Source organism: Pseudomonas akapageensis, from assembly GCF_011355085.1.
Taxonomy (GTDB): Bacteria; Pseudomonadota; Gammaproteobacteria; order Pseudomonadales; family Pseudomonadaceae; genus Aquipseudomonas; species Aquipseudomonas akapageensis.
Genome location: NZ_VXCP01000026.1, coordinates 77,652 through 101,096, shown reverse-complemented (window position 1 = coordinate 101,096; position 23,445 = coordinate 77,652). Strand labels below are relative to the sequence as shown.

At 61.6% G+C, this 23,445-nt stretch carries 14 protein-coding genes and 1 riboswitch; of the genes, 10 read left to right on the top strand and 4 right to left on the bottom strand.

Annotated features, from left to right (window positions below; genetic code table 11):
• Nucleotides 1–317 precede the first annotated feature (317 nt).
• Nucleotides 318–543, top strand: a riboswitch (cobalamin riboswitch).
• Nucleotides 544–637: 94 nt separating this feature from the next.
• From F2S13_RS17540 to F2S13_RS17515, 6 genes are all read left to right on the top strand, one after another.
• Nucleotides 638–823 (top strand): CbtB domain-containing protein, encoded by a 186-nt coding sequence (locus tag F2S13_RS17540; RefSeq protein ID WP_166363083.1) that lies wholly within the window; start codon nt 638–640, stop codon nt 821–823.
• A gap of 8 nt (nt 824–831) precedes the next feature.
• On the top strand, nt 832–1,521 hold the full coding sequence (locus tag F2S13_RS17535; RefSeq protein ID WP_166363081.1) for a CbtA family protein: 690 nt from the start codon (nt 832–834) through the stop codon (nt 1,519–1,521).
• Nucleotides 1,521–1,931: a cobalamin biosynthesis protein gene (locus tag F2S13_RS17530; RefSeq protein ID WP_166363079.1), complete on the top strand. Its 411-nt coding sequence runs from the start codon at nt 1,521–1,523 to the stop codon at nt 1,929–1,931. Before F2S13_RS17535 ends, F2S13_RS17530 begins: the two co-directional genes overlap by 1 nt.
• A 77-nt stretch (nt 1,932–2,008) precedes the next feature.
• A complete protein-coding gene (gene cobM / locus F2S13_RS17525) occupies nt 2,009–2,755 on the top strand; it encodes a precorrin-4 C(11)-methyltransferase (protein ID WP_166363077.1) in 747 nt (248 codons plus the stop codon).
• A gap of 82 nt (nt 2,756–2,837) precedes the next feature.
• The gene (locus F2S13_RS17520; RefSeq protein ID WP_166363075.1) at nt 2,838–3,848 is read left to right on the top strand and encodes a GlxA family transcriptional regulator; all 1,011 of its coding nucleotides are present in this window, start codon (nt 2,838–2,840) and stop codon (nt 3,846–3,848) included.
• A gap of 11 nt (nt 3,849–3,859) precedes the next feature.
• Nucleotides 3,860–4,111: a DUF1272 domain-containing protein gene (locus F2S13_RS17515; RefSeq protein WP_166363073.1), complete on the top strand. Its 252-nt coding sequence runs from the start codon at nt 3,860–3,862 to the stop codon at nt 4,109–4,111.
• 73 nt (nt 4,112–4,184) lie between these two features.
• Here F2S13_RS17515 and nfuA read toward each other — a convergent pair whose 3' ends face one another.
• A complete protein-coding gene (gene nfuA / locus F2S13_RS17510; RefSeq protein WP_166363071.1) occupies nt 4,185–4,769 on the bottom strand; it encodes a Fe-S biogenesis protein NfuA in 585 nt (194 codons plus the stop codon).
• A gap of 194 nt (nt 4,770–4,963) precedes the next feature.
• Entirely contained in the window at nt 4,964–7,261 is a 2,298-nt protein-coding gene (locus F2S13_RS17505; protein WP_166363069.1) for a fatty acid cis/trans isomerase, read from the bottom strand.
• 155 nt (nt 7,262–7,416) lie between these two features.
• Here F2S13_RS17505 and metH point away from each other — a divergent pair, with 155 nt between their 5' ends.
• Both metH and F2S13_RS17495 read left to right on the top strand, forming a co-directional pair.
• Nucleotides 7,417–11,109, top strand: a complete 3,693-nt coding sequence (gene metH, locus F2S13_RS17500) for a methionine synthase (protein WP_166363067.1) — start codon at nt 7,417–7,419, stop codon at nt 11,107–11,109.
• Nucleotides 11,110–11,262: 153 nt separating this feature from the next.
• Complete coding sequence (locus F2S13_RS17495; RefSeq protein WP_166363065.1) at nt 11,263–11,481, top strand: DUF2970 domain-containing protein; 219 nt, start codon at nt 11,263–11,265, stop codon at nt 11,479–11,481.
• 252 nt (nt 11,482–11,733) lie between these two features.
• Here the strand turns inward: F2S13_RS17495 and F2S13_RS17490 are convergent, their stop codons facing one another.
• Nucleotides 11,734–16,341, bottom strand: a complete 4,608-nt coding sequence (locus F2S13_RS17490) for an NEL-type E3 ubiquitin ligase domain-containing protein (protein ID WP_166363063.1) — start codon at nt 16,339–16,341, stop codon at nt 11,734–11,736.
• A gap of 295 nt (nt 16,342–16,636) precedes the next feature.
• On the opposite strand from F2S13_RS17490, the gene F2S13_RS17485 reads away from it, so the two are divergent.
• Nucleotides 16,637–18,295 carry a nitrite/sulfite reductase gene (locus tag F2S13_RS17485; RefSeq protein WP_166363061.1) on the top strand — a complete coding sequence of 553 codons (1,659 nt, stop codon included), beginning with the start codon at nt 16,637–16,639 and terminating at the stop codon, nt 18,293–18,295.
• The gene (locus F2S13_RS17480; RefSeq protein WP_166363059.1) at nt 18,279–18,773 is read left to right on the top strand and encodes a DUF934 domain-containing protein; all 495 of its coding nucleotides are present in this window, start codon (nt 18,279–18,281) and stop codon (nt 18,771–18,773) included. Before F2S13_RS17485 ends, F2S13_RS17480 begins: the two co-directional genes overlap by 17 nt.
• Nucleotides 18,774–18,842: 69 nt before the next feature.
• Here the strand turns inward: F2S13_RS17480 and F2S13_RS17475 are convergent, their stop codons facing one another.
• Nucleotides 18,843–23,366 (bottom strand): NEL-type E3 ubiquitin ligase domain-containing protein, encoded by a 4,524-nt coding sequence (locus F2S13_RS17475; RefSeq protein ID WP_166363057.1) that lies wholly within the window; start codon nt 23,364–23,366, stop codon nt 18,843–18,845.
• Nucleotides 23,367–23,445 lie beyond the last annotated feature (79 nt).

Here is a 23,445-nt window from a genome sequence, read left to right as displayed (position 1 = left end):
CCCCCCCCGCCCCGGCGGGGGGGCCGGGGGGGGGCGGGGGGAAGGGGGGGGTGCGCCGCCCCCCGGGGCGCGGCGGGGGTGGCGGGCTGTGGGGTTGCGCAGCACCCCTGGGCCGCGAGCCTGCGTAACAGCGCCGTAAGGAGGGGACCCGTAGCGCAGCGAGGGGCCAACGGCGGGGCGAGAATTTTTGGTTACTTTTTTTTCGCCTGAAAAAAGTGCCCCGCCGTAAGGGCGGAACCATAAGCCCAGACAACACCTATTCCGGATATGCCCACAAACCCCAAAGCCATTTGACGACCACTACCCCCCCATGCTCTCCTACGCAGATTCGTTTGGGTGCCCTTCACAGGGTGAAACGGGAAACCGGTGCGTCAGGAGCTACTACACTCCCTGACAAGTCCGGCGCTGCCCCCGCAACGGTAAGCGAGAGAAGAATCAGATCCACTGTGCCAGCAGTCCGGCATGGGAAGGCGATTCTTGCAGGCTTGAGCATCGCACAAGCCCCTCGCAAGCCCGGAGACCGGCCCAAGACAGACCTGACAAACCCGCGGTGGGCGGGCGCTGTTGATACCCTTGCGTGCTTGCACGCAGGGGTTCTTCGCGCATGCCTGCCTCGATTACCACAGAGGGAAGCGCCATGCCGATCACTACCGCCAGCCACTCAAGCGTCGTCACATCCACCCAGACCCAACGCCTGGTCGTCGCCATCAGCGCCGCCATCCTCGGCGCCTGCCTGGTCTACTTCGCCGGGTTCTCGCACATCGAAGCCGTCCACAACGCCGCGCATGACACCCGTCACAGCTCAGCCTTCCCGTGCCATTGAGAACCGACATGATCAAGCGCATCGCCCGTACCGCCGGCTTCACCGGCCTGCTCGCGGCCCTGTTTCTGACCCTGCTGCAAAGCTTCTGGGTCGCCCCGCTGATTCTCGAAGCGGAAACCTATGAACATGTGGCGCCCGCTGTCGAAACCCACGAACATGCCGACGGCGCTGCCGGCCACACCCACGACGCCGAAGCCTGGTCGCCGGAAGACGGTTGGCAGCGCGTGCTGTCCACCACCGGTGGCAACCTGGTGGTCGCCGTCGGCTTTGCCCTGATGCTGGCCGCGCTCTATACCCTGCGCGCACCGGGCCGCACTTCCGAAGGCGTGTTGTGGGGGTTGGCCGGCTTTGCCGTGTTCTGCCTGGCGCCGACCCTGGGCCTGCCACCGGAGCTGCCGGGCACCGCCGCCGCAGACCTGGCGCAACGTCAAACCTGGTGGGTCGGTACCGCCGCCTCCACTGCCGTGGGCCTGGCACTGATCGTGTTCGGCAAGAACGGGCTGCTGAAGGTTCTGGGTGCAGCCATCCTGGTGGTGCCACACGTCATCGGCGCACCACAGCCCGAAGTGCATGAAAGTCTGGCGCCTGAAGCACTGGAATCCCAGTTCAAGATCGCTTCGTTGGTGACCAATGCCTTGTTCTGGGTTGCCCTGGGCCTGATCAGCGCCTGGTTGTTCCGCCGTAAAAGCCAGGCCTGATGCACAAGGCCGTCGTGGCCGGTTTCGGCTGTCAACAGGGTTGCCCCGCCAGCGAGCTGGGCGCCCTGCTCGACCGGACGCTGCAGGAACACCACCTGCCGCGTTCGGCGCTGACGGGGCTTGCCAGCATCGAGCTCAAACGCAATGAGCCCGGATTGCAGGAATTGGCGGCACAACTCCATGTGCCCCTGGTGTTTTTCAGCGCCGCCGAACTGGCCCGCTTCGAACCCCGACTCAGCCACCGCTCCGCCCTCGCCCATCGCCATACCGGGTGCTTCGGCGTCGCGGAAAGCGCCGCGCTGGCGCTGGCCGAACAGCTCGGTGGTCCCCCCGCCGAGCTGACGGCACCACGCCGCACATCCGCACATGCCACCCTGGCATTGGCCACCCCAGGGCAAAATATTCGATAATCCGCCCCTGCCCTGCGCTGGCTACTTGAATTTTATTCAAGCACAACGCGTCTCCAGACTTTTTTCAGGAACCTTCCATGACGGTCTTCTTTATCGGCGCTGGCCCCGGTGACCCCGAGTTGATCACGGTCAAGGGCCAACGGTTGATTCGCACTTGCCCGGTGATCATTTACGCCGGCTCCCTGGTACCGGCGGCCGTGCTTGAAGGCCATTGCGCCAAGGTGCTGGTCAACAGCGCCGAATTGCACTTGCAGCAGATCATCGAAATCATCGAGGCCGCCCACGCAAAAGGCCAGGACGTGGCACGCGTGCACTCCGGCGACCCGAGCCTGTACGGCGCCATCGGCGAACAGATCCGCTATTTGCGCGAGCTGGATATTCCTTACCAGATCATCCCCGGCGTAACCGCCACGGCAGCCAGTGCCGCCCTGCTGGGCGTCGAGTTGACGCTACCGGCGATCTCCCAGAGCGTGATCCTGACCCGTTATGCCGACAAGTCGCCAATGCCCAGAGGCGAGGAACTGGCCAGCCTGGCCCGGCATGGCTCGACCATGGCCATCCACCTGGGCGTCCAGCACCTCGAGAAAATCCTCGAGGAACTGCGCCCGCACTATGGCGGCGACTGCCCGATCGCCGTGGTCCACCGCGCCACCTGGCCGGACCAGGACTGGGTCACCGGGACCCTCGACGACATTCTCGACAAGGTGCAGGGCAAGGGCTTTCGCCGCACGGCACTGATTCTGGTCGGCCGGGTGCTGGCCAATGACACGTTCTCCGAGTCGGCCCTGTACCGCGCCAGCCACGCCCACTTGTATCGCCCCTGAGTGGCAGGATCTGTGGGGTTATTGTCATTGCCGCCATAACGCTGAAAACGCACACTGACACTTCAACGACCTTGAGGTGTCTATGCACTCCCTTCGGCGCATTGCCTGCCTGATCTTCCCCGACGTGATGAGCCTGGATGTAACCGGGCCCATGCAGGTCTTTGCCAGCGCCAATGTGGAACTGTCGCGAATCGGCCAACCGGCGGCCTATGAACTGCTGATTCTGGCCGACAGCGCAGGCCCCGTGGCAACTTCCGCAGGGTTGCGCCTGCATGCCGATCAGGCCTGGCGTGATATCGACCCCGGGCAACTCGATACCCTGCTGATTCCCGGCGGCAGCAACATGCACGCCCAATGCGAAAACATTGCCCTGCGTACATGGCTGCAGGCCAGCCAGCCACGCATCCGCCGCCTCGGCTCGGTCTGTTCCGGCGCCCTGATCCTGGCCAGCGCCGGCTTGCTCGACGGCCTGATCGCCACCACGCACTGGGACGACATCGAAGCCTTGAGCCGTTACAGCGCCATCGACGTGCAACCAGATCGTTTGCATACCTATGACCCCGATAACCGCAACGGCAATGCTCATCTTTTCACTTCGGCGGGGGTGACCGCCGGCATCGACCTGGCCCTGGCTCTGGTCGAGGCCGACCTTGGCCGTGAGCTGGCCCTGGCCGTGGCCCGCCGCCTGGTCATGTTCCTCAAGCGCCCGGGCGGCCAGACCCAGTTCAGTGCCTGCCTGGCACCCCAGGCCAGCCGTGCGCCACGCCTGAGCAACCTGCTGGAATGGATTCCCGCGCACCTGCATGAAAGCCTGACACTGGAGACCCTCGCCACCCAGGCCGGGATGGCGCCGCGTACCTTATATCGGGTGTTCCTCAGCGAAGTGGGCGTCACGCCCGGCCGGCATATCGAACGCGTGCGCCTGGAAGCCGCTCGGGCGCTGCTGCAAAGCGGCCAGGCCTCCATCGGGCGCATCGCCCGGCAGTGTGGTTTCGGCCACCCGGAAAACCTGCGGCGCACCTTCCAGAAAAACCTGGGCGTCAGCCCGCAAGCCTATGCCGAACGCTTCGGCAGCCACTCATCGCTGCAATGAAGGAGAAGACCATGCTCGAACTACGCCCATTTTGCGAATGCTGCGGCGCGGATCTGCCGGGTGACAGTCAGGATGCTTTTATCTGTTCGTACGAATGCACCTTTTGCCGTGAGTGCAGCGAGAACTGGCTGGTTGGCCGCTGTCCGAATTGTGCGGGGGAATTGATGCCCCGACCACCGCGGGTCGGCACTGCATTGCTGAAAAATCCGGCTTCGACCCTGCGCATCGTCAAGGCACAAGGCTGCGCCCGGACCTCGGCCTGAGTTCGTAAAAATAAGCTCAGGATAAAAAAACGGCGCTCACGGGGCGCCGTTTTTTCTATCTGCAGCGAACGCCTTAGTAATAGGCGTTTTCTTTCTGCGAGTGGTCGGTCACGTCACGCACGCCCTTGAGCTCGGGGATGCGTTCGAGCAAGGTGCGCTCGATGCCTTCCTTCAGGGTCACGTCGGCCTGGCCGCAGCCCTGGCAACCACCGCCGAACTGCAATACGGCAATGCCGTCTTCGACCACTTCGATCAGGCTCACCTGACCGCCGTGGCTGGCCAGCCCCGGGTTGATCTCGGTTTGCAGGTAGTAATTGATGCGCTCGTTGATCGGGCTGTCGGCATTGACCATCGGCACTTTTGCATTCGGTGCCTTGATGGTCAGTTGCCCACCCATACGATCGGTGGCGTAGTCGACGACCGCGTCTTCGAGAAACGCTTCGCTGACGCCGTCGATCCAGGCGGTGAAGCTTTTCAGCCCCAGCGCGGTGTCTTCGGGCTTTTCTTCGCCCGGCTTGCAGTAGGCAATGCAGGTCTCGGCATACTGGGTGCCAGGCTGGGTGATGAATACGCGTATGCCAATGCCCGGGGTGTTCTGCTTGGAGAGCAGATCAGCCAGATAATCGTGCGCGGCGTCGGTAATAGTAATGGCGCTCATGGAAGTTCCTCACAGACTTGCGGGCAGTTTACGCCAAACGGGGCGCTCGAAAAAGTCCTAGTGTTTTTGTCGGGATATTGACAGACCGCTCCTCGTTCCCACGCTCTGCGTGGGAATGCATCCTGAGACGCTCTGCGTCGACGCTGGAGCGTCTGGTAAAGCATTCCCACGCAGAGCGTGGGAACGAGTTGGAGTCAAAGGTTTTCATAGCGATTCATGTCCAGCACGCCCGCCTCCACCGGCTCGGTTTCACGAATGTAGCTGTTCAAGTCATGGAAATACTGCCAGAACTGCGGATGACTGCGACGCACGCCCCAGCGCATGACGATGCGCTCGAAGTTTTCCGGGGTCTTGGCCAGTTCCATGTCCTCGACGAACTCCGGCACATCGCTGGCAGGGATATTGAACATGAAATTCGGATAGCTGCTCATCACCCCGGGGTAAATGGTCAAGGTATCGAGCCCCGGCTGATAGCGATAGGCCTCACCGAGCATGAATGCCACGTTACTGTGGGCCCGGTTGCGCAGCAAGCTGTAGACCACGCGCTTGCCGTTACTGCCTTCGATGCGCAGCATGTTTGCCTCCGGCAATTGGTCGATGACCTTGAGTCCGGCAGCCGGGCGTGAAGCCAGGCGGCTGAGCGCCTGCTCCACATCCCGGAACTCCTCGCCAATACCGGGCCGCGAGCAATAAGCCCCCTGGCAGCGGTTGATCGGGTCGGGCCTGGCGTTGAGGGTGCCGGCACGCTCGATGAGTTTGAGCGCGAAATCGCGCTTGGGGTCGTTCGGGTCGAGCTTCAGGCCAGTGGGCGTGTCGGTATCGATGCTTTCATAGTCCATCCACATCTTGATCTTGCCGCTGTTCTGATACCAGTCGCCGAGGATCCGGCTGCGCTGATCGGCCGGCATCAGGCGCAGGAAGTTGACCTCGGCGCCATTGCGGATCAGGTCGAAATACAAGCGCGTCTGTGCCTGGTGCGAGACGTTGCCGAACACGTCGAAGTTGACGGCCAACTGATAATAGGTGCGCTCGAACAACGGGTAGTCGAACAGCCACATCGTCTTCGGCACGTCGCCCACCAGCCCCTTGCTCACCGATGCACTGTCAAAATGCCGGAAGATCGTCAGCAAGGCGTTGTCGTTGCCGGCCCAGAGGGCCGACCAGCTCGGCGGCGGCATCTGGGCATAAGCTTCGCGGCGCAGGATTTCATAGTCGTTGCGCTTGTCGCGGTACTCATGCCACAGGGTCAGTACGCTGCCGACATTATCGATCTGCCCGGGCATGGCCAGCAATGGCGTGGCCTGGCCCCGGTAGTGGGCATCGGTGATGTAGCGATCATGGGCCGGTTCCTGGAACAGCGCCCAGAAGTTGTCGCGGATGACATCGGTGGCAATCTGGCCACGACACACCGGCCCGCGAATGAAGGTGCGCACGAAATACTCGGCGTTATCGAGCATGAACTGGTATCGCGCAACCGCCGGAATCGCCTCGAAGGTTTCGAACGGGTTAGCCCGATGGCGCGGACCGTACCCCGGCAATGCGCTGGCATGCCAGTTGCCGCTATAGAACAGTTGCTCCACGCGCTTGAGCTTGTTCGGCCCCATGGGGTACGTGATGTGGGTCTTGTGCACGATCACGCCCTGCACCGGCATCAAGCGGTAATAGAACACCGTGCCCGGCTCGTCATTGGGCCGGCGGCTGGCGATCAGGTCGATCGGCTGGCCGCTGGGCGTGCGCGAGCGAACCCACTGGAAGTAGTGCCCCGGCTCTCCCCCGCTGAAATAGATGTGCGCCAGGAACAGATGCTCGTACAACCAGCGCGCCACCAGCGCCTCGGTGGAGCCCGGGCGATTGAACAAGGCTTCCCACTCGCTGATCTGCGCGGCCTCTTTGGCGCTGGGCATGATGGCGTTCTGATCGACCGGAGCACCGGCGGCCAGCCAACGTTGCAGGGTCTGATACTGGCCATCGGTCAGGCCGGTGACGGCCAGGGGCATGCCCTCTTTGGGATGCGACCTGGCATACCCCTCGAACTCAACCGGTAGCGGGCAGGTATTGTTGCGGTTCAGCCCCAGCACGATCTCTTCGGGCAGCTTGGCATTGGGTTGCACGGGGGTGGTATGGCCCAGCTCGAGCATGCGCGCCATCAGGGCCGCCTGGCTGCCTTGGGCGTCGAGCACCGAGTAGAAACCCTTTTGACGCCAGGCGGCGCTGCCGTGGGCGTCGTAGAACAACCGGGTCGGCGCCTCGGCCACACTGCGACCGCCGTCATACACCGGGATTTTCGAAGCACCTCGCGCCGCGCCTTCGCCGCTGCCCAGGTTGAGCTGGCAGGCGGCGTCGTTGCAGGCATGGCAGGCTACGCACTTCTCCGTCAGGATCGGTTGAATATCCCGGGTATAGGAAATAGCGGGACTTGCAAGAGGGGCTTGCCCAAGCGCCGAACTGCAAACAAGCAGTGCGAAGGCGCTGGCAAGGAAGCGATGGAGCATGTGCCGGTGTCCTGAAATTTAAAAGCTCGACGATTCTACCCGTGGGCGACACCCTTCAACTTGAGCGAAATTCATGAAAAGGGTATGCATGCTTAAATACCGCGCAGGTTTGTTATGATTCGGCATCTTTTGCATTCGCCCTATCAGGTAGTCCTATGTCTGACCGCAGCGCTCGTCTCCAAGCACTTCAGCAAGCCCTCAAAGAGCGCATTCTGATACTCGATGGCGGCATGGGTACTATGATCCAAAGCTACCGCCTGGAGGAACACGACTATCGTGGCACGCGTTTCGCCGACTGGCCGAGCGACGTCAAGGGCAACAACGACCTGTTGCTGCTGTCGCGCCCGGACGTCATCGCGGCCATCGAGAAAGCCTACCTGGACGCCGGCGCCGACATTCTCGAAACCAACACCTTCAACGCCACCCAGATTTCCCAGGCCGACTACGGCATGGAAGCGCTGGTCTATGAGCTGAACGTGGAAGGTGCACGCATCGCCCGCCAGGTGTGCGACGCCAAGACCCTGGAAACCCCCGACAAGCCGCGCTTCGTTGCCGGCGTACTGGGCCCGACCAGCCGCACCTGCTCGATCTCCCCGGACGTCAACGACCCGGGCTACCGCAACGTCACCTTCGACCTGCTGGTGGAAAACTACGTCGAGGCCACCCGTGGCCTGATCGAGGGCGGTGCCGACCTGATCCTGATCGAGACCATCTTCGACACCCTCAACGCCAAGGCAGCGATCTTCGCCGTGCAGCAGGTGTTCGAGGAAGACGGCGTCGAACTGCCGATCATGATCTCCGGCACCATCACCGACGCCTCCGGCCGGACCCTGTCCGGGCAGACCACCGAAGCGTTCTGGAACTCGGTGCGCCATGCCAACCCGATCTCGGTGGGCCTGAACTGTGCCCTCGGCGCCAAGGACCTGCGCCCCTACCTGGAAGAGCTGTCGACCAAGGCCGGCACCCATGTTTCGGCGCACCCCAACGCCGGCCTGCCGAACGCCTTCGGCGAGTACGACGAGACCCCGGCGGAGATGGCCGTGGTGGTCGAAGAGTTCGCCGCCAGCGGCTTCCTCAACATCATCGGCGGTTGCTGCGGTACCACCCCGGGCCATATCCAGGCCATTGCCGAAGCGGTGGCCAAGTACCCGCCGCGGGTCATCCCGGACATTCCGAAAGCCTGTCGCCTGTCCGGCCTTGAGCCGTTCACCATCGATCGCAACTCGCTGTTCGTCAACGTCGGCGAGCGCACCAACATCACCGGTTCCGCCAAGTTCGCCCGGCTGATCCGCGAAGAAAACTACACCGAGGCCCTGGAAGTCGCCCTGCAGCAGGTCGAGGCCGGTGCCCAGGTGATCGACATCAACATGGACGAAGGGATGCTCGATTCCCAGGCGGCCATGGTCAAGTTCCTCAACCTGATCGCCGGTGAGCCGGACATTTCGCGCGTGCCGATCATGATCGACTCCTCCAAGTGGGAGGTGATCGAAGCGGGCCTCAAATGCATCCAGGGCAAGGGCATCGTCAACTCGATCTCGATGAAGGAAGGCGTCGAGGCCTTCAAGCATCACGCCAAGCTGTGCAAGCGCTACGGCGCCGCCGTGGTGGTGATGGCCTTCGACGAAGTCGGCCAGGCCGACACCGCCGCACGCAAGCGCGAGATCTGCCAGCGCAGCTACGACATCCTGGTCAATGAAGTGGGCTTCCCGCCGGAAGACATCATCTTCGACCCGAACATCTTCGCCGTCGCCACTGGTATCGAAGAGCACAACAACTACGCCGTGGACTTCATAGAAGCCTGCGCCTACATCCGCGATCACCTGCCCTACGCATTGTCCTCTGGCGGTGTGTCCAACGTGTCGTTCTCCTTCCGTGGCAACAACCCGGTGCGCGAAGCGATCCACTCGGTGTTCCTCTACCACGCGATCCAGAACGGCCTGACCATGGGCATCGTCAACGCCGGTCAGCTGGAGATCTACGACGAGATCCCGCAGACCCTGCGCGAGAAGGTCGAGGACGTGGTGCTCAACCGCACCCCGGAAGGCACCGACGCCCTGCTGGCCATCGCCGACGACTACAAGGGTGGCGGCGCGGTCAAGGAAGTGGAAAACGAAGAGTGGCGCTCGCTGCCGGTCGGCAAGCGCCTTGAGCATGCTCTGGTCAAGGGCATCACCGCCTTTATCGTCGAAGACACCGAAGAGTGCCGCCAGCAGTGCGCGCGCCCCATCGAAGTCATCGAAGGCCCGTTGATGAGCGGTATGAACGTGGTCGGCGACCTGTTCGGCGCCGGCAAGATGTTCCTGCCCCAGGTGGTCAAGTCGGCACGGGTGATGAAGCAGGCGGTAGCCCACCTGATCCCGTTCATCGAAGCGGAAAAAGGCGACAAGCCCGAAGCCAAGGGCAAGATCCTCATGGCCACGGTCAAGGGCGACGTGCATGACATCGGCAAGAACATCGTCGGCGTCGTCCTGGGCTGTAACGGCTACGACATCGTCGACCTGGGCGTGATGGTCCCGGCGGAGAAGATCCTGCAGACCGCCCGCGAGCAGAAGTGCGACATCATCGGCCTGTCCGGATTGATCACCCCGTCGCTCGACGAGATGGTCCACGTGGCTCGCGAGATGCAGCGCCAGAACTTCCACCTGCCGCTGATGATCGGCGGCGCGACCACCTCCAAGGCGCACACGGCGGTGAAGATCGAGCCCAAGTACAGCAATGACGCCGTCATCTATGTCACCGACGCCTCGCGCGCCGTGGGCGTGGCCACGCAACTGCTGTCCAGGGAGTTGAAGCCGGCCTTCGTCGAGAAGACCCGCCTGGAATACATCGAAGTGCGCGAACGCACCGCCAACCGCAGCGCCCGCACCGAGCGCCTGAGCTACCCGGCAGCCATCGCGGCCAAGGCCAACTTCGACTGGAGCAGCTACCAGCCGGTCAAGCCGACCTTCACCGGGGTCAAGGTGCTGGACAATATCGACCTGAACGTTCTGGCCGAGTACATCGACTGGACGCCGTTCTTCATCTCCTGGGACCTGGCCGGCAAGTTCCCGCGCATCCTCACCGACGAAGTGGTCGGTGAAGCGGCCACCGCGCTGTACGCCGACGCCCAGGAAATTCTGCGCAAGCTGATCGACGAGAAGCTGATCAGCGCCCGCGCCACCTTCGGCTTCTGGCCGGCCAACCAGGTGCAGGACGACGACATTGAAGTCTACGGCGATGACGGCAAGCCCCTGGCGCGTCTGCATCACCTGCGCCAGCAGACCATCAAGACCGATGGCAAGCCGAACTTCTCCCTGGCCGACTTCGTCGCGCCCAGGGAAAGTGGCGTGACAGACTATGTCGGTGGCTTCATCACCACCGCCGGCATCGGCGCCGAGGAAGTGGCCAAGGCTTACCAGGACAAGGGCGACGACTACAACTCGATCATGGTCAAGGCCCTGGCTGACCGCCTGGCCGAAGCCTGCGCCGAGTGGCTGCACCAGCAGGTGCGTAAAGAGCACTGGGGTTACGCCAAGGATGAGCAACTGGATAACGACGCGCTGATCAAGGAACAATACATGGGGATCCGCCCTGCCCCGGGTTACCCGGCGTGCCCTGATCACACCGAGAAAGGCACCTTGTTCGAATTGTTGGACGACAATGGCCAGAGCGGCGTGACCCTGACCGAGCATTACGCCATGTTCCCGGCGGCGGCTGTGAGCGGCTGGTATTTCGCCCATCCGCAGGCGCAGTACTTTGCCGTGGGCAAGATCGACAAGGACCAGGTGCAGAGTTATTCGGGGCGCAAGCACCAGGATCTGGCGGTGAGTGAGCGGTGGTTGTCGCCTAACCTGGGGTATGACAACTGATTGCGACTGCTTTGCGGTCGATCGCTGGCAAGCCAGCTTCCACAGGGGTAGGTGTTGTGCGAAACCTGTGGGAGCGGGCTTGCCCGCGATAAGGGCCAAAGGCCCTTCAAAGGCCTACACTGATGGCATCACCCCAGCCATCAGGAGCCCCTCATGGACGACCCCGCTCAACACAAGCCACCGACCTTCTGGCAAATGCTGCACAGCGTCATCGCTGCCGCCTTCGGCGTGCAAAGCGCCAGGAATCGCGCCCGCGACTTCACCCACGGCAAGCCCGGCCACTTCATTGCCCTGGGTGTGCTATTCACTGTGCTGTTCGTGCTGGTACTGATCGGCGTGGTGAAGCTGGTGTTGCATCTGGTCGTGGCCTGAACGGCAAACCGCCCGCAGGTCTCCCTGCCGGCGGTGCCGTTGTCGCGCGCATGCTTTAGCCGCTACTGGTGGCTGACCCAGTACACCGCAGTCGATACCGCCAGGATGATCAGAAACAGAATTGCCCATGCATCAACAGTGCTGTCGCTTTTCCTTGCCTTGGTCGAGTTTCCCATTGCATCGCCTCTTGTGATTTCTTATTGGGGAATGCACATGTCACGCTCTGCAGTTAAGTTCAGCATTGTCCATAACTCAAGCAGGGATATTGACGGTTACTTTTAATACCTGCTCCGTCAAACGCCCGATCAATTCGCGCTCACTTCGCTGTTGGGAATGATTGAGCGCATGGATGGCCCTGAGATACTGGTCATCATTGATAGCAACCTTCTGCACCGCACCATTGGCGTAAAGTGAGTCCAAGGGCATTTCCAGAGACTCGGCCACTACGCCCAGGCCCTCCTGCGAAACGTTAGCGGGCAGAACATTCGCAGTCTCCAGGCAGGCGTCCAGATATTCCAGACCAAGATGCCAGGGTTGTGCCGCCTTCTCGAAATCAGCGGCATAGCGGGACTTGAGAAACTCGATCCAGAAGTCCTGCTGGACGCCCCACTGGGGCAAAGCCGTGGTTTGCTCCCTTGAGCGGATCAGTTGCGCCGTTTCATCCAGCATTGCCGGGGTTACCTGCTCGGCCAGGTCCAGGTACAGCGCATTGGCCGGTTGATCGGGCAACTCCAGTGATCGCGCCAGGCCGATTCGAAACGCCAGCAGCACTTCGATGTCGTCGACATTGTCCCCAGACGCCGCCCTGCGCCATTGGTTGATTATCCGCCTGGCCGCGATGTCGACTTCATCGAGCCGAAACAGCTGCCTGGCCAGGTTGGCCATCCGCTCGTTGTGCTCCTCGATAGGCAATGCCTCCAGACGCAGGTCGTAGACCCGACGCTCGACTTCCAGCTGGCTGAAGACCAGCGCGGCCCGATCGGCGCAGGTCTCCTCCCCTCGTGCCAGGGCATACAGACGCTCGCGCAAATCATGGGAGTCGGCAGCGGCATCGAGCAGGCCCCAGACCCGCTGTCGTGACGCGAGGGAGCCTGGATCATGCTCGGCCGTGTCCCGCAAACGTTGAAGCACCCGGAAAAAGGGTTGTGCGCTCTCCTGCTCCTGCATCTCTTGCCAACGCTCACGCTGCTCATCCGTGGCGCCCTGCAGCCATTCGCTGATGTCTGCAACCTGCTCGGCGCTTGAAACCGATGAACCACTGCGTCCTGCGCGATAGTTTCCGCCCCGTGCGACAAAGTCCTGCAGCGCTTCAGCCGAAAGCGGGTTACCGTCAAGGTTGATATGCCACATGCGTTGCATGCCAGGCAGCACCGTCTCGAGCCGATTGAAACTCAGGTTGACGGCGTGGAGACTTTCCAGATGGGCCAAGCCCGCAGGCCACTGGGTCAGCCCGGTGTTTTCCAGGCTGAGTTGAACCAGATGACGCATTTGCGAGACATCGGGTGCCAGCCCCAGGGGATTGTCATTCAGGCTGAGGATTTCAAGCTCGGTCAACCTGGCCAGGGCCTGCACGTCCGCTGGCAACAGAACGATCCAGTTGCCCGACAGGTAGAGCTTGGTCAATTGGGTCAGTTCGGCAATTGGCCCAAAGGCACCGGCAGGAAACAGGCTCGCGTTGCCGGCCAGGTTCAGCGAGCGCAATTGCCTGAGCAGCGCCAGTTGTTCAAGCACTTCCAGCGTCACCGAAAGGCCATTTCCGGACAGGTCCAGCGTGTGCAGAAAGCGCAGGTCACGCAAGCTGGCAACTGCGCCGGTGGTCAACTGGATGTGATTATCGGCCAGCAGCAGCTCGCGCAACTGCGACATGTTGCGCACTGCCTCGGGAATAGTGGTCAAGCCGGTCTGGTTCAGCACCAGTGCCCGAACGCCTGTGAACCCGCGCAAGAAAGCCTCGCCGTCGTCACCCAGAGCAACGTCATGGAGCGCCAGTTCAGTCACATGTTCGAAACCTTCACCAATAGGCGGCAGCGCACCAACCTCCAGCTCGGAAATGTCCAGGCGATAGCCCTCATAGGCGTAGGCCCGTGCGCCGGGCAGTGGGTTTCGTTGCCAGCAATCCACAAGCTTGTCGGCCAACAATCGTCGCGCAACGGCATCCGTGCCGTTTTGCTCGACCCAGGCGGACAGGCTGCCCTTGAGTTCGCGCAACTGCTGCTCAAGACGACTGACCTCGGTCGCCAGCGGGATCCGCGCAAGGCTCAACCCGGCCTTGAACTCGTGAAGCCGTGCGACACTGTAACTGGGGAACAACGCTTGCAGGCGCAGGTCCATATCGATCAACGGCCGGCCGACCACACCGCCCAGCGGGTAGCCCAGTCGTCCACCGGACAACCGTTGCAAAGCGCGAAAAACCGGCCGCAAGGGCTGCATGCCGAGCATCTTCGCGGCATCGCTGCGCCGCGCGACAAGTTTATCGGCGAGCAACCGACGCAAGGTTGCAGCGGCATCGGCCTCCTCCAGCTTCAGCAACTGTCGCCGGGACTCCGGCATGGCTTCGACCAGCCGTGAAAACAGACCTTGCTGTTGCGCGCCCGGACTGACCGACGGATCGATGTGCCAATCCCGAGTACCGCCCGGCAGCTGTTCGAGCTGGCGCACGGCCAGGGTAAGGGTATCGATGTTGACCAGCTCATCGAAGTAAAAACCCAGCAGTGCCTGGCTCAACCGCGACTGTTGCAGGTAAGCGCGCGCACCTTCGCCCAGCCGCAACGCAATGCGCCCGGTCTTGAGCATTCGCAGGCGTTCGGACGATCGACTGAGGTCCACCAGCTCATTGGCACCGGTGATGGTCAACCCGGGAAAGTCACGCTGCAGCAATCCGCTCAATCGCGCCTGCCGAGATGATGCCTGCAGGTGCGGTAATGGCTGCCCGGGCCGATACGCCTCAAGCACATCAAGCAAAATCGCGGGTGTGGGCAAACCGCTGGTGTGGATGCGCGACAGACTCGCCTCGCTGACGCCACTGACCCGCCAAAGCGCCAGCAGGCTGTCATCGGGCAGGTCGTCGAACCCATATCCCAGGCGCCGTATCAGTTTGAGCGTTGGCCACTGCGCCGGCTTTTCACCCACATAATGCCAGGCGCCCATACCGTTGTGCTCCAGCAGCGGCTGGTAAGCCTGCGGATCGGTGGGGTGCTGAATTCGCCACTTTTTCAAGCGACTGTCGAATGCCGCCTCGTACAAATGGCCATCCATGGATACGCAGGTCTTGCCTGACACTTCATATTGGCCCAGTGCATTGGGCCTGAGCGCAGGCGTTCGCAAGACATCACTGCGGTACAACGAAAGATCAGGCTTCCATAGGCGCACTTGACCATCGGGCAAGGTCACCGCTTCCAGCCTACCGACGAAGCGTCCTGCGGCAACGACCGAGGGCTCGGCGTGCACAGCGCCCAGTGCAACCAGCAATGTGAGGTTCTGGGCCACCCCCGTCAGGTACTCGAGGGCCAGGTCGGTCTCATCGGCCTCCCAGGCTTCGATGCCATGAAACACATCGCCCAGCAACTGCGCTCCGGCCACCGGCAGCATGATCAACCCGAGCGTGGGTACGAACAGTGCGGCTGCATTGAGCACGTTCATGCCGATATCCAGCCAGTGCTGCACCCGCTCCAGGCGCTGCTGACTGTCGATCTGCGCGGTCGGCACCGCCAATACCTGCGCGTCGTCCTTGATCCGCAACACATGTCGGTCGTAATTACGACGCAACAGGTTGCCGCTGATCAGGTGCGCCTCCAGGTTCAGCCGTACTTTGGAGACATCAAGGGGCTGTATCACGCTCCCATGTGTCACGCGCAAGGCATTGAATCTTTTTTCGACCTCGTGCCAGTACGCCGGTCGGTTGCGCTGACCAACGAAACGGCTGAAAAACGACTGATAGCGACGCTTGCACAGACGCTCGCGCAATACCTCCATGACTGCACTGCGCGAGGTGTACTGATGGAACGTACCCTGCGAGTCGCCCGGGATGTATAGCAGACAAGGCTGGACTTCGGTGCCATCCGGCGCCGGTAGCTCGAACAGCAGCACCTCGTCGAGCGCCAGGCCCCACAGGCTCAGCCAGTACGCCTTGAAGCCCTGGGCAGGGCGAAAATGCAGGGCTGTCACCAACAGGTCATGAGCACTCTGGTCAAGGTGCCCCCGAAGCAGTGCCAGGTTGGCCTGGGCCAACAGCGCATTGCGCTGACAGTGCATCAGGGTGGCGCGCAAATTGGATTGGGCTGAATCCACCCCATCACCCGGCTGCGAGACTGGCTCGAAGATCCGCTTCAGGTGTTCCTGATAGCGCAGTCCCAGGTCCAGGCCCCGACAGAGCCTTGCGAACGCATCGGGGCCAATGGCAATCGAACGACCATCGGCGGACTGCAACTCCGTGCCGTGGTCGAAGGTTTCATCCGCACCGAAGTTCTGCATTGCCGCCTGCAGCAAGCTTTGCCGTACCACCTTGCGAATAGGTCCCGGCCGGCTGCTCGCCGCCCTTGAACTGCGAATCACATGGAAAAAGATCGAGGATGCCAGGTCGGGGACGAAGCCGAATTCGCGTAGCAGCGCGGCGGCCAACAGAGGCTCGGCGAATGCCTTGAGCCCTTGCCAGCCGGCCAGCGCCTGGCGTACCTCACGCTTGCTGCGCTCACTGCGTGCGATGGCTGCGCGCAATGTTTGGCGCTGCTCGATACTGGCGGCCGCCAACCACGACGGCACACGCTGCTGGGTAAAACGATCATGCGGCCCCGCACCGAGAGTGCCCGCGGCGGGTGACTGAGTGGCCGCAGTGCCGTTCACGTTGGTAGATGTACTGGGCATGGCGAGATTCCCGAACAGGTCAGAACCCGCAGGAAACCAGATCACCAGCGACCAAAGGCTTTACATATTTACTACCACACCGAGGCCGACAAACGGCCATACGCACCCATCGAACTGCTGGCATGCTTTGCACCGCCGTGCATTGGGGCAGACATTTAGTCTTTTTAGTTCTTTGCATATATTAAAACATCACTTTTGCGCATAACTACAAGCTGTTATCTTCTGCCCGCTCCGTCGAGGGAGTGCGCGGCCGTGCGCGCAGATTAGCTGTAAGCAGCCTGAGAACAGGACCTATATGTACGTATACGACGAGTACGATCAGCGGATCATCGAGGACCGCGTCAAGCAGTTCCGTGATCAGACCCGCCGCTATCTGGCTGGCGAGCTTAGCGAAGAAGAGTTTCGCCCCCTGCGCCTGCAAAATGGCCTCTATATTCAGCGGTTTGCCCCGATGCTGCGGGTGGCCGTGCCTTATGGCCAACTGACTTCGCGCCAGACGCGGATGATGGCCAAGATCGCTCGCGATTACGACAAGGGCTATGCCCACATCAGTACCCGCCAGAACGTACAGTTCAACTGGCCGGCGCTGGAAGATATCCCGGACATCCTGGCAGAGCTGGCGACCGTGCAGATGCACGCGATCCAGACCAGCGGCAACTGCCTGCGCAACGTCACCACCGATCAGTTCGCCGGTGTTGCCGCCGACGAGCTGGTCGACCCGCGCCCATGGTGCGAAATCGTTCGTCAGTGGACCACCTTCCACCCGGAATTCGCCTACCTGCCGCGCAAATTCAAGATCGCCATCAACGGTTCGGTCAGCGACCGCGCCGCCATCGAAGTGCACGACATCGGCCTGGAGCCTGTGCGCAACGAAGCCGGCGAGCTGGGCTTCCGCGTCCTGGTCGGTGGCGGCTTGGGCCGTACCCCGGTGGTGGGTGCATTCATCAACGAGTTCCTGCCGTGGCAGGACCTGTTGAGCTACCTGGATGCCATCCTGCGGGTGTACAACCGCTACGGCCGTCGTGACAACAAGTACAAGGCGCGTATCAAGATCCTGGTCAAGGCCCTGACCCCGGAAGTCTTCGCCGAGAAGGTCGAGGCCGAAATGGCCCACCTGCGTGGCGGTGCCACGACGCTGACCGAGGCTGAACTGCATCGCGTCGCCAAGCATTTCGTCGATCCGCAGTACAAGGCCCTGAACGACTTCGACAAGGAGCTGGCCGAGCTCGATCAGGCGCACCCGGGCTTCGCCCGCTGGCGCACCCGTAACGTGCGTGCGCACAAGAAGCCTGGCTATGCCGCCGTGACCCTGTCGCTCAAGCCGACCGGCGTTGCCCCGGGCGATGTCACCGACAAGCAGCTCGATGCGATCGCCGATCTGGCCGACCGCTACAGCTTCGGCCAACTGCGCACCTCCCATGAGCAGAACGTCATCCTGGCCGATGTCGAGCAAAGCCAGCTGCACGCCCTGTGGCTGGAACTGCGCGAAAACGGTTTCGCCACGCCGAACATCGGCCTGCTGACCGACATCATCTGCTGCCCGGGCGGTGATTTCTGCTCCCTGGCCAACGCCAAGTCGATCCCGATCGCCGAATCCATCCAGCGTCGCTTCGACGACCTGGACTACCTGTTCGACATCGGCGAGCTGGACCTGAACATCTCCGGCTGCATGAACGCCTGCGGCCACCACCACGTGGGCCACATCGGCATTCTGGGCGTGGACAAGAAAGGCGAAGAGTTCTACCAGGTCTCCCTGGGTGGCAGCGCCAGCCGCGACGCCAGCCTGGGCAAGATCCTCGGCCCATCCTTCGCCCAGGACGCCATGCCCGACGTGATCGAAAAGCTGATCGACGTGTATGTGGAGCAGCGTACTGAAGACGAGCGCTTCATCGACACTTACCAACGTATCGGCATCGACCCTTTCAAGGAGCGCGTCTATGCAGCGAATAATTAAGAACAACGAAATCGTCGACGAAACCTGGCACCTGCTGCCCAAGGACTTCAACATCGACGAGTTGACCAACTGCGACGACTACATTGTCCCGCTGCAGCTGTGGCGCGATCACAGCCGCATGCTCAAGGCCCGCGACGGCGGTCTGGGCGTGTGGCTGGATGCCGATGAAGAAGCCGAAGAGATCGGTGAAGACGCCAACGAGTTCCAGGTCATTGCCCTGAACTTCCCGGCCTTCACCGACGGGCGCAACTACTCCAACGCCCGCCTGCTGCGTGACCGCTATGGCTTCAAGGGTGAACTGCGGGCCATTGGCGACGTGCTGCGCGACCAGTTGTTCTACCTGCACCGCTGCGGTTTCGATGCCTTCGCCATCCGCCCGGACAAGGACCCGTACGAAGCGCTTGAGAGCCTCAAGGACTTCTCGGTGACCTACCAGGCCGCCACCGACGAACCGCTGCCGCTGTTCCGTCGCCGCTAAGGCACAAGCCCCGGCTGGATCAGCCGGGGCTTGCACATCAGCCTCCCCTTTGCATTTGCCGACAAACACTCAAAGTTCCGTGATTTCAATCTCCGGCACAGCCTCGTCCATGGCTTTGCGAGTAAGCTCTTCAATCAGCGTTTGAATTTCAGCCTTGCGCTGTGCATCCAAGGCTTCAGTCGATTTCAGATAATGTTCACTGGTCATCGTCTGACTGACATCATCCAATTCCGCCAAGCGTTCGTGGAAGGGTTGCGTGACCTGCTCGAAACGTTCGGAGTAAGTTTTTTTCAGAAATTTACGCCAAAAATCACGCTGACAAATCGATACAAATTGTGCCGTGGTCTGCTCGTTTGCCAGCACAGTTACCTTCGCGGCATCGAGCATTGCCTGGCTGACGTTTGCAATTCGCGTAAACCGCACGGCCGATGGCTGCCCCGGCAAGTCCAGCGCTTCACGAAGGCCCACGCGGTAAGCCAGTCGCACCTCCACCTGATCGAGCCTGTCGATTTCCCATTCTCGTTGCCGGGCTGAAAGCTGGGTTTTTTCGTTGATAGCCTTGATGCGCGCAGCAATGTCCTCCAGCGCAATACGTTCGACCTCATCGAGTCGATACAAACCAGCGGCCAGGCTCAACAAAGCCTGCTCCTGAGCCGAACCCGCAGCCAGGGTAGCCTTGTATACCAGCACCCGGACTTCCAATTGACTGAATACCAATGACGCGCCATCGGCGCACGTTTGCGGCTGCGCCGACAGTTTGAACAAGATCGCACGTAATTCGGTATCGCCGGTGACCTCGTCAATCATCCCCCAGACACGTGATTTCAGGTCTGCATAGCCATCGCCCTGGAACTCTCCGCTTTCGCCCAGCGTGTCGAGGATCCTGAAGAAGTCTGCCGAACCCGGCTCTGCGACCAGATCAGCCCATATGACGCTTTTCAGCTCGATCTGCTCGGCCGATTCGTCCCGCAGCCAGCGAGCAACCAGCGTGACAGGCGCTGCTGCCGTGATCGGAGCTCGAGCCTGGATAATACCCATGGCAATACCGGCACGCTGCAGATACTCAGCCAGTTGCTGAACACTCTCCGGCGACAGCGGATTGCCATCCAGGAAGGTCACACGGTTGACTTGGGTGACGGCCTCGGCGCTCTCGGGTAGCGGATTGAGAATGCCTTGCGGCAAGCTTTGAATCCGGTTGTCACGCAGATCGAGCTGCGTGAACAACGTCGGCTGTGGTCGTTCGAAAACGCCGGTTGGCCAGCGTTCGATCCCGGTCGCGCGTAGTGTCAATATGCGCAAGTCCGTCATCAGGCTGACGTCCGGCACATCACCCAGCGGGTTGAAATCGAGTGCCAGGATCTTCAAGCCGCTCATCCCGCGCAGCTGCTCCAGACCCTGGGGTGTCAGGCGAATCTGGTTGTGTGACAGATACAATTTGGTCAACCCCGCCATTTCACTGATGGCTTGCGGGAATTCAGTCAACTTGTTGTTCGCCATATTGAGCCAGCGCAGTCGGGGAAAATGCCTCAGGAAAGCATCCGGCGATCGGAGCAGGCGCATATTGGTCAACGACAAGGACGCCACATGGCTGAGATCCGCCGTGAGTTCCGGGAGTGGCCCCAGGGTATGGAAGGACAGGTCGAGTTGGTAACCGATGAACTGACCATCACCACTGTGGAGCCGCTCGGTTTGCCGTTGCCAGCAGCGCAGGATGTTGTCAGCGACCTGCCGCTTGCTTTGCGATGAAACCCTCAACGCATGGGTCTCACTGGTGGTGTGCCAGGAAGGACTTTGTACCCAGGCGTCCAGATCCCTGCTCAATGTTGCGAACTCAGCCTCACGCCTGAGCAACTCCTGACCTGCCTGCGCCTCTGACAGTCCAAGCGTGGACAGGAACTCCTCGGCCTGGGTTGCCGTAAAGCCGGGATAGAGTCGGCTGACCCGGGTCAACAGTACACCGCGCGTGGTGACCGCCCCTCGCCCGCTCAAGGGATAGCCCAAACGCCCGGCCGCCAAACGCGTCGGGACCTGAAACCCGGGCCTTGTCGCGCGCTGCCCGAGCGCCCGCGCGGCGCGACCACGGTCCTTCACCGCCAGCTCGGCGACCGCCTGGCGCAGCTTCTGGCTTTCATCGAGCCCATACCCCAATGCCTGGCGTTGGGCATCCGGCAATGCATGCAGAATCGAAGGAAACAGATTATTGCCCGTGCTGGCCAGGCCATTGAGTGAATTACCGTTATCGTCATAGGCACGATACCCCCCACCCTCCTTGACCAGGTACCTCACCATGGCGGCATCACGGCTGCCAACCTCATCGAGCAGTTGTCCTGCGGAACTGCCCTGGCGCACTTCAAGACGCACATCCTTTGACCAGCCAGGCAACTGTTCGAGCGTGCGCAGCGCCAGCGTGTCGCTATCTGCCACGTTCAGGTCCTCAACATACAAGCCCTCAAAAGCACGATTCAGGCGTAATGGCTGTAGATACGCCCGAGCCTCCTCTGCCAGTCGCAGCGGTACGCGTGCACTGTCGGTCATCCGCTCTCGTTCGACGCCGCTGGCCTGTTCGACAAGTGACTGCAAGATGGATCTTGGCAGGCCTGGAAAATCGCGCTCCAGGACCATCACCTCGGTCGATGCAGGTGGTTGCGTCATGAGCGGGTCCACTGCCTTGCCAGTCTCCAATCGCCGCAGCGTCTCGGCCAGCAATGGCGGCACCGGTTGATGGTCGACATGCATTTGGCGCAGTGCATCCTCATCGATACCACTGATCCTGAAGGCCTGCTCCAGTTGCGCATCCGTCAGGGTGTCCACGGAGTGGCCGATGCGCCGCAGCAAGGTCGGTCGGTCCCAGCTCAGCGGGTTTTCATGGACCAGGAGCCAGGCGCCACGACCGTTATGCGCCAGTAGCGGCTGGTAGGCTTGCGGATCGCTGGGGTGTCTGATTTGCCATTGCTTGAGTCCGGTGTTGTAAACCTGCTCATAGACCTTCCCTTGCAGCCGAATGTAGTGCCTGCTGCCCACCACGTATTGTCCCTGGGCATTGGCTGTGTACGGCGCAAGCTCGACGTCCTGCTGGTAAGGCGTCATGTCCGGTTTCCATAAACGTCGCTGGCCGTTGGGCAGCTTGACCGTCTCCAGGTGATCGGTAAAACCCACGCCTTCGGCCGGCAGCACAGACTCGCCAACACCCTGGGCGCCACCGAGGGCGGCAAGCAGGGCAAGGTTCTGCGCCACCCCCATCAAATAGCCCAACGCCTGGTCCGTCTCGCCGGCTTCCCAGCTTTCCACTCCGTGGAAAAACGCCCCAAGCAACTGCGCCGCGGCCACCGGCATCATCACAATCCCCAGCACGGGTACGAACAGCGCGGCCGTATTGACCACATTCAGCCCCAGTTCCAGCCATTGCTCCAGACGTTGCAGACGCTCGTTGGCATCGATGTCCGCGGTGGGAACCGCCAGCACCCGTGCGTCATCCCTGATGCGCGCCAGATGCTGATCGAAACAATGGCGAAAGACATTGCCTACGATCTGAGTATCGTCGAGGTCAATTCGTACATGGGAGGGGTCGACGGGCACCAACTGGCCAGATACCAGACGCACCGCGTTGAACAGCTGCTCGACCTTTTGCAGATACGCTCCCCGGTTGCGCTGCCCCACAAATCGACCGAACCAGGCTTGATAAGTACGCTTGCGCAATCGCCCACGCAGGGCCTGTATGAACGCTCTGCGCGAAGGGTAATGGCGCAATGCACCGTTGACGTCATCGGGTATATACACCAGGCAAGGCTGTACACCGTCGTCATCTGCTCCCTGGACTTCAAACAGCAATATTTCATCCAGCGCGAGCCCCCACAGACTCAATCTGAACACTCTGAAGCCCGGCCCCGGATGCGGGTTCAGGCCCGCCAGCAACGCATCATGGGCTTGCTGTCCGATGTGCCCCTGAAGAAGCGCCAACTCAGCTTGCACCGCCAGGGCATCACGCTGGCAGATCATTACACTGGCTCGCAGATTGCTGCTGGCTGCATCCGGCGCCTCGCCTGGCAGCGAGACGGGCTCGAAAATTGTAGTCAGGTGTTGCTGATAGCGGCGCCCCAGGTCCAGCTCCCGGCAAACCCGGGCAAAGGCTTGTGCATCGATGCCCAGGAGACCGTCCCCCTGGCGCAACCCGGTTCCGGCAGCGAAGGTTTCACCGGACGCGAAGTTCTGCAATGCGGCCTGTAACAGGCTTGACTGCAAGACTTTGAGAACAGGGCCCGGACTGCTGGTGCCAGCTCGCGAACGGCGAAACAGATGAACAAAGTTGGTGTGTTCAAGGTCCGGGCTCTGCCCGAACTCACGTTGCAGGGCATTGCTCAACAGGGGCTCGGCGAATGCCTTGAGGCCTTGCCAGCCGGCCAGGGTCTTGCGTACTTCAGCCTTGCTGCGTTGGCTGCGCAGGATGGCAGCGCGCAGCTGCTGGCGTTGCGCGGAGCTGGCGTTGCGTAACCAGTCGGGCAGGTGCTGCCGGATGAAATGGTCGTGCACGCCCTCCGCCGTCACGATGGCGGTGGGCAGTGCTTGCGAAGTGGTTTCGTCGTGAATATCTCGCATGTCGTCTGGTCCTGATGATTCCTTTTGGGAACCGTCATCCAAACAACATGCCGCCCTCACGAGGGGCTATATATTTAGG

What these genes read in the sequence shown, in the direction of transcription:
- F2S13_RS17540 (WP_166363083.1), top strand. Translation starts at nt 638, where the DNA reads ATGCCGATCACTACCGCCAGCCACTCAAGCGTCGTCACATCCACCCAG.
- F2S13_RS17535 (WP_166363081.1), top strand. Translation starts at nt 832, where the DNA reads ATGATCAAGCGCATCGCCCGTACCGCCGGCTTCACCGGCCTGCTCGCG.
- F2S13_RS17530 (WP_166363079.1), top strand. Translation starts at nt 1,521, where the DNA reads ATGCACAAGGCCGTCGTGGCCGGTTTCGGCTGTCAACAGGGTTGCCCC.
- cobM (WP_166363077.1), top strand. Translation starts at nt 2,009, where the DNA reads ATGACGGTCTTCTTTATCGGCGCTGGCCCCGGTGACCCCGAGTTGATC.
- F2S13_RS17520 (WP_166363075.1), top strand. Translation starts at nt 2,838, where the DNA reads ATGCACTCCCTTCGGCGCATTGCCTGCCTGATCTTCCCCGACGTGATG.
- F2S13_RS17515 (WP_166363073.1), top strand. Translation starts at nt 3,860, where the DNA reads ATGCTCGAACTACGCCCATTTTGCGAATGCTGCGGCGCGGATCTGCCG.
- nfuA (WP_166363071.1), bottom strand. Translation starts at nt 4,769, where the DNA reads ATGAGCGCCATTACTATTACCGACGCCGCGCACGATTATCTGGCTGAT.
- F2S13_RS17505 (WP_166363069.1), bottom strand. Translation starts at nt 7,261, where the DNA reads ATGCTCCATCGCTTCCTTGCCAGCGCCTTCGCACTGCTTGTTTGCAGT.
- metH (WP_166363067.1), top strand. Translation starts at nt 7,417, where the DNA reads ATGTCTGACCGCAGCGCTCGTCTCCAAGCACTTCAGCAAGCCCTCAAA.
- F2S13_RS17495 (WP_166363065.1), top strand. Translation starts at nt 11,263, where the DNA reads ATGGACGACCCCGCTCAACACAAGCCACCGACCTTCTGGCAAATGCTG.
- F2S13_RS17490 (WP_166363063.1), bottom strand. Translation starts at nt 16,341, where the DNA reads ATGCCCAGTACATCTACCAACGTGAACGGCACTGCGGCCACTCAGTCA.
- F2S13_RS17485 (WP_166363061.1), top strand. Translation starts at nt 16,637, where the DNA reads ATGTACGTATACGACGAGTACGATCAGCGGATCATCGAGGACCGCGTC.
- F2S13_RS17480 (WP_166363059.1), top strand. Translation starts at nt 18,279, where the DNA reads ATGCAGCGAATAATTAAGAACAACGAAATCGTCGACGAAACCTGGCAC.
- F2S13_RS17475 (WP_166363057.1), bottom strand. Translation starts at nt 23,366, where the DNA reads ATGCGAGATATTCACGACGAAACCACTTCGCAAGCACTGCCCACCGCC.